Here is a 5797-nt window from a genome sequence, read left to right as displayed (position 1 = left end):
AGGTCGTTGTCCGGCAGCAGGACGGGCAGCAGCACCCGCACCCCGCGCGCCCGCAGCGAGTCCAGCAGCGGCCCCGTCCCCGGCTCCGCGCCCACCGAGACGTACGCGGCCACCGTGGCCCCCGGCCCGGCCAGCTCTCCGGCGTGCCCGGCCAGCGCGTCCGCCGCCGCCGTACGCCCCTCGGCGGAGAGTTCACGGCGCCGGGTCAACAGCCGTGTCCTCAGGTCGCCCTTCTCGTTGTGCACTGGATCCTCCACGTCCGCCATGTCCTCCACGTCCGAAAACCCCCGAAAACCCCCGGAAACCGCCGGAAACCGCCGGAAACCCGTTCGAGCACCGTCGACGCGCAGAGCCTGACACGTGAAAGGGCGCCCCGATTGTCCACCCCGCTCCTGGTCCAGGCCCTGGCCGCGCTGAGCGCCCCCGCGCTGGCAGGCGCCACCGCACTCGGGCTGCGCGCGCGCCGGGAGCGGGCCGAGGCCGCCGCCGGCCGGGAGCGGCTGCACACGCGGATCGCCGAACTGGAGGAGCGCTGCGCCGAGCTGGAGCGCACCGCCTCCTGCGACCCGCTCACCGGCGTGTGGAACTACCGCCACCTCCAGCTCACCCTGGACCGGGAGATCGAACGGGCCCGCCGCGCCGAGCACACCGAGCAGGCCGACGGGCCGCGCCCGCTGGCCGTCCTGCTGCTGGAGATCGCCGGCTTCGACGCGGTCATCGCCGAGCACGGCCGCGCCCGCGCCAACGCGATACTGCGCGACCTCGCCCAGCGGCTCGCGATGGAGATCCGCCGCGCCGACACCCTGGGCCGCTACAGCGGCGAGGAGTTCCTGGTGCTGCTGCCGGACACCGGGGCCGAGGGCGCCGTCCAGGTCGCCGAGCGGCTGGTCTGGTCGGTCCGCCGGCACCTGCTGCTCGACTGGTCCTCCGGCACCCGCGAGTCCCGGCCGGCCCGCGGCAACGGCCTCACCGCCGCGGCCGGCATCGCCGTCCTGCCCGAGGACGGCACCCACGCCGCCGTCCTGCTGCGCGCCGCCGACGCCGCGCTGGCCGAGGCCAGGACGGCCGGCGGCGACTGCTGGCGGACCGCCCCGCGGCCCGGCCGGCCCGCCGCCGGACAGCCGGAGCCGGACGGCGGCACGGGCCCGGAGCTGCCCACTTCCGCCCCGGAGGAGCGGCCGACTGCCGAACGTGACCGTTCGGAAAAGCCGGGTAGTCTGTCGGGCTGTACCGGCGGGGACCCGTTCGCCCGGCCGGTTGCTGCCCATACGCCCGCCACCGTGGCCGTGCCCCGCGACGTGCTGTCATAGCCGCCCGACCGCTCTCGACCGCGCTCGGCCGGGCGAAAACATGCCTGAGTAAGGTAAACGCATGACGACGACCACCTCCCGAATTCCGGTAACCAAGGCCGTGGTACCCGCGGCCGGACTGGGCACCCGCTTCCTCCCGGCGACCAAGGCCACCCCGAAGGAGATGTTGCCGGTCGTCGACAAGCCGGCCATCCAGTACGTCGTCGAGGAGGCCTCCTCCGCGGGACTGTCCGACATACTGATGGTCACCGGCCGCAACAAGCGCGCGCTGGAGGACCACTTCGACCGGGCCTACGAGCTGGAGGAGCTGCTGGTCCGCAAGGGCGACGAGGACCGCCTGCGCCGGGTCCGCGAGTCCGTCGAGCTGGCCAACATGCACTACGTCCGCCAGGGCGACCCGAAGGGCCTCGGCCACGCCGTCTCGGTCGCCGAGCAGCACGTCGCCGGCCAGCCCTTCGCCGTCCTGCTCGGTGACGACCTGATCGACCCGCGCGACCCGCTGCTCTCCCGCATGATCGAGGTGCAGCAGGAGCTCGGCGGCTCGGTCGTCGCCCTCATGGAGGTCGACCCCTCCCAGATCCACCTCTACGGCTGCGCCGCCGTCAAGGCGAACGGCTTCGGCGACGACGTCTTCCAGGTGACCGACCTGGTCGAGAAGCCCGAGCCGGGCGAGGCCCCCTCCAACTACGCCGTCATCGGCCGCTACGTCCTCGACCCGCTGGTCTTCGACGTGCTGCGCGAGACCCCGCCCGGCCGCGGCGGCGAGATCCAGCTCACCGACGCCCTGCGCGAGCTGACCAACCGCGAGCCGGAGGCCGGCGGCCAGGTGCACGGCGTGCTCTTCAAGGGCCGCCGCTACGACACCGGCGACCGCGCCGACTACCTGCGCGCTATCGTCCGACTGGCCGCCGAGCGCGAGGACCTCGGCCCGGAGTTCCGCTCCTGGCTGCGCGAGTTCGTCGCCTCCGAGCTGCAGGACTGACCCCACGACAGAGCACGACAGAGAGCGAGCCGCCGATGACCGGGTCCACCGAGCACAGCACCACCCCCGCAGCCCGCTGCGAAGGGTCCGTGGACCGGGCACCGGCGGCTCCTCGGCTCTGGACGGTGGACGAGCACCTCGCCGACGTGCTGGCCGCGGTCGCCCCGCTGCCCGCGATCGAGCTCGGGCTGCTCGACGCCCAGGGCTGCCGGCTCGACGAGGACGTGGTCGCCGACGGCGACCTGCCGGCCTTCGACAACAGCTCGATGGACGGCTACGCCCTCCGCACCGCCGACACCGACGGCGCCACCGAGGCCTACCCCTCGGTGCTGTCGGTGGTCGGCGACATCGCCGCCGGCGCCGGTGAACTGCCCAAGGTCGGCCCCGGCCAGGCCGCCCGGATCATGACCGGCGCCCCGTTGCCGCCCGGCGCCCAGGCCGTCGCCCCGGTCGAGTGGACCGACGGCGGCACCGGCACCGGGGCCGCCGCCGACGCGATGACCGCGGCGGTCGCCGACGAGGAGGTCCGGGTGCTGCGCCCGGTCGCCGAGGGCGCGCACATCCGCCGCCGCGGCAGCGACGTCGCGGCCGGCACCACCGTCCTGGAGGCCGGCACCCGGCTCGGCCCCACCCAGCTCGGGCTGCTCGCCGCGATCGGCAGGGCCACCGTGAAGGTCCGCCCGCGCCCCCGGGTGGTGGTGCTCTCCACCGGCAGCGAGCTGGTCCAGCCCGGCGAGCCGGTCGAGCCCGGGCAGATCGCCGACTCCAACAGCTTCACCCTCACCGCGGCCGCCCAGGAGGCCGGCGCCATCGCCTACCGGGTCGGCGCCGTCCCGGACGACGCCGACCGGCTGCGCGCCGTCCTGGAGGACCAGCTCGGCCGGGCCGACCTGATCGTCACCAGCGGCGGGGTCAGCGTCGGCGCGTACGACGTGGTCAAGGAGGTCTTCGAGTCCTACGGGGGCGTTGACTTCCGCAGGCTCCGGATGCAGCCCGGCAAGCCGCAGGGCTTCGGCCGGATCGGCGGCGAGGCCGCGGTGCCGCTGCTCGCCCTGCCCGGCAACCCGGTGAGCGCCTACATCTCCTTCGAGCTCTTCGTCCGCCCGGTCATCCGCACCATGCTCGGCGCCCCCGACGTCCACCGCCCGGTGGTGCGCGCGCTCTGCCCGTCCGCGCTGCGCTCCCCGGCCGGCCGCCGGCAGTTCCTGCGCGGCCGCTACTCGGCGGCGGACGGCACGGTCGAGCCGGTGGGCGGCGTCGACTCGCACCTGGTCGGCGCGCTGGCCCGGTCCAACTGCCTGATCACCGTCCCCGAGGACGTCACCGAGCTGCCCGCCGGCGGCGAGGTCGACGTGGTGCTGCTGGACTCCTGAGGCCGTCGGGGGTGAACGGGCGCGTCACCGGGGTCGGGGGAGGGGTACGGTAGCGCGGTATTCGACCTGCGCGCCCATGGAGTTACCCGTGACGACACCGAGCCCCGGCGACCGCCTCACCCACGTCGACGAGCAGGGCGCGGCCCGGATGGTCGACGTCTCCGAGAAGGCCGCCACCGCGCGCACCGCCGTCGCCGCCGGGCGGGTCAGGGTCTCCCCGAAGGTGGTCGAGCTGCTGCGCGGCGAGGGCGTGCCCAAGGGCGACGCCCTCGCGGTGGCTCGGATCGCCGGGATCATGGGCGCCAAGCGGACCCCGGACCTGATCCCGCTCTGCCACCCGATCGCGGTCTCCGGCGTCAAGGTCGACCTCGCCGTCGCGGACGACGCGGTCGAGATCACCGCCACGGTGAAGACCGCCGACCGCACCGGCGTCGAGATGGAGGCGCTGACCTCGGTGACGGTCGCCGCGCTGACCGTGATCGACATGGTCAAGGCGGTGGACAAGGGTGCCACGATCGAGTCCGTCCGGGTGCTCAGCAAGACCGGCGGCAAGAGCGGCGACTGGTTCGCGCCGGAGGTCTCCGAATGAAAGCGCTGGCCGTCACCGTCTCCAACCGCGCCTCGGCCGGGGTCTACGAGGACAAGGGCGGACCGCTGCTGGTGGCCGGCCTGACCGCGATGGGCTTCACCGCCGACGGCCCCCGGGTCGTCCCGGACGGCGAACCGGTGGAGGCCGTCCTGCGCGAGGCCGTCGCGGCCGGGTACGACGTCGTGCTGACCACCGGCGGCACCGGCATCTCGCCGACGGACCTCACCCCCGAGATGACCGCCCGGGTGATCGACCGCCCGATCCCCGGCATCGCCGAGGCCATCCGCGCGTACGGCCGCGACAAGGTGCCGACCGCGGCGCTCTCCCGAGGGCTCGCCGGGACCGCCGGACGCACCCTGATCGTCAACCTGCCGGGCTCGACCGGCGGCGTCAGGGACGGCCTGGCCGTCCTGGAGCCGCTGCTCGCCCACGCCGTCGACCAGCTCGGCGGCGGGGACCACCCCCGGCCCGACGCACCCACCTCCGGGAGCGCGCACTGAACGCCGGCTGGCCGGTGGAACTCCACGAGGGGGAGGTCACGCTGCGCCCGATCCGGGCCCGTGACCAGCGCGAGTGGCAGGAGGTGAGCCGCCGCAACCGGGACTGGCTGCGCCGCTGGGAGGCCACCGTGCCGCCCGGCCCGGCGGGCCACGCCGCCGGCCCCCGCCCGACGTACCGGCAGATGGTCCGCTTCCTGCGCGGCGAGGCCTCGGCCGGCCGGATGCTGCCCTTCGTCGTGCTCTACAAGGGCCAGCTGGTCGGCCAGTTGACGGTCGGCGGGATCACCTGGGGCTCGATGTGCTCGGCCAACGTCGGGTACTGGATCGACGAGGCGGTGGCCGGCCGGGGCATCATGCCGACGGCCGTGGCGCTTTCGGTGAACTACTGCTTCCGCACGCTCGGACTGCACCGGATCGAGGTCTGCATCCGCCCCGAGAACCGTCCGAGCCGACGGGTGGTGGAAAAGCTCGGCTTCCGCTCGGAGGGAATCCGCCCGCGCTATCTCCACATCGACGGCGACTGGCGGGACCACATGGTCTACGCCCTGACCGACGAGGAGGTCCCGGAGGGGATGCTGGAGCGTTGGCGGGCGATCAGTTCAGGTCGCGAGCCGGGTAATTGAATATATGTTCGAAAGAAATATCGATATGGCATCGACCCGATGGCGGACCGTCACAAATACCGGCAAAATAGTCGGAGAATCAGCTTGATCACACGACACGCCGCGCCAAATTGCTGCCACGCCTTCCCCACCGCCCGTACGGTGTGAATCGTGAGCAGTAGCGGCCTTATCTACGCCGTCATCGTAGGGGCCTGGGCCGCCTATCTGGTGCCGATGTGGCTCCGCAGGCAGGACGAACTCAACGAGGCGCGCCCGACGGAGCGCTTCAGCACCGCCATCCGCCTGCTGGCCGGGCGTTCGGCGCTGGAGCGACGGGCAGCCCGGGCCCTGGGCGACGAACCGCGTGACGACGAGCACAGCAAGGACGGTCCTCCCGGACGGGACGGGGCCGCCTCCGGCGATCCCGCCGAACGGGAGTCC

General features: G+C 73.7%; 7 protein-coding genes and 1 pseudogene. 7 read left to right on the top strand and 1 reads right to left on the bottom strand.

Annotated features, from left to right (window positions below; translation table 11 throughout):
* On the bottom strand, positions 1–257 hold a 257-nt coding region (locus J0670_RS27935), incomplete at its 3' end, for a 5-formyltetrahydrofolate cyclo-ligase (RefSeq protein WP_374223187.1).
* Positions 258–377: 120 nt separating this feature from the next.
* Between J0670_RS27935 and J0670_RS27930 the strand changes: the two genes are divergently transcribed.
* From J0670_RS27930 to J0670_RS27900, 7 genes and pseudogenes are all read left to right on the top strand, one after another.
* The gene (locus tag J0670_RS27930; protein ID WP_207814467.1) at positions 378–1310 is read left to right on the top strand and encodes a GGDEF domain-containing protein; all 933 of its coding nucleotides are present in this window, start codon (positions 378–380) and stop codon (positions 1308–1310) included.
* A 61-nt stretch (positions 1311–1371) separates the two neighbouring features.
* Positions 1372–2292, top strand: coding sequence for a UTP--glucose-1-phosphate uridylyltransferase GalU (galU, locus tag J0670_RS27925; protein ID WP_207814466.1), 921 nt, complete (start codon positions 1372–1374; stop codon positions 2290–2292).
* Between the two features lie 35 nt (positions 2293–2327).
* Positions 2328–3665 (top strand): gephyrin-like molybdotransferase Glp, encoded by a 1338-nt coding sequence (gene glp, locus J0670_RS27920; RefSeq protein ID WP_207814465.1) that lies wholly within the window; start codon positions 2328–2330, stop codon positions 3663–3665.
* Positions 3666–3813: 148 nt separating this feature from the next.
* Positions 3814–4254, top strand: a complete 441-nt coding sequence (moaC, locus tag J0670_RS27915) for a cyclic pyranopterin monophosphate synthase MoaC (RefSeq protein ID WP_243437622.1) — start codon at positions 3814–3816, stop codon at positions 4252–4254.
* A complete protein-coding gene (locus J0670_RS27910; RefSeq protein WP_207814463.1) occupies positions 4251–4754 on the top strand; it encodes a molybdenum cofactor biosynthesis protein B in 504 nt (167 codons plus the stop codon). Before moaC ends, J0670_RS27910 begins: the two co-directional genes overlap by 4 nt.
* A gap of 14 nt (positions 4755–4768) precedes the next feature.
* Entirely contained in the window at positions 4769–5377 is a 609-nt protein-coding gene (locus tag J0670_RS27905) for a GNAT family protein (protein ID WP_307806729.1), read from the top strand.
* Between the two features lie 150 nt (positions 5378–5527).
* Positions 5528–5797: pseudogene (locus tag J0670_RS27900) on the top strand (hypothetical protein); the annotation flags it as partial.

Source organism: Streptomyces sp. FH025, from assembly GCF_017427025.1.
GTDB lineage: Bacteria > Actinomycetota > Actinomycetes > Streptomycetales > Streptomycetaceae > Kitasatospora.
This window is presented reverse-complemented; position numbering and strand designations above follow the sequence as displayed.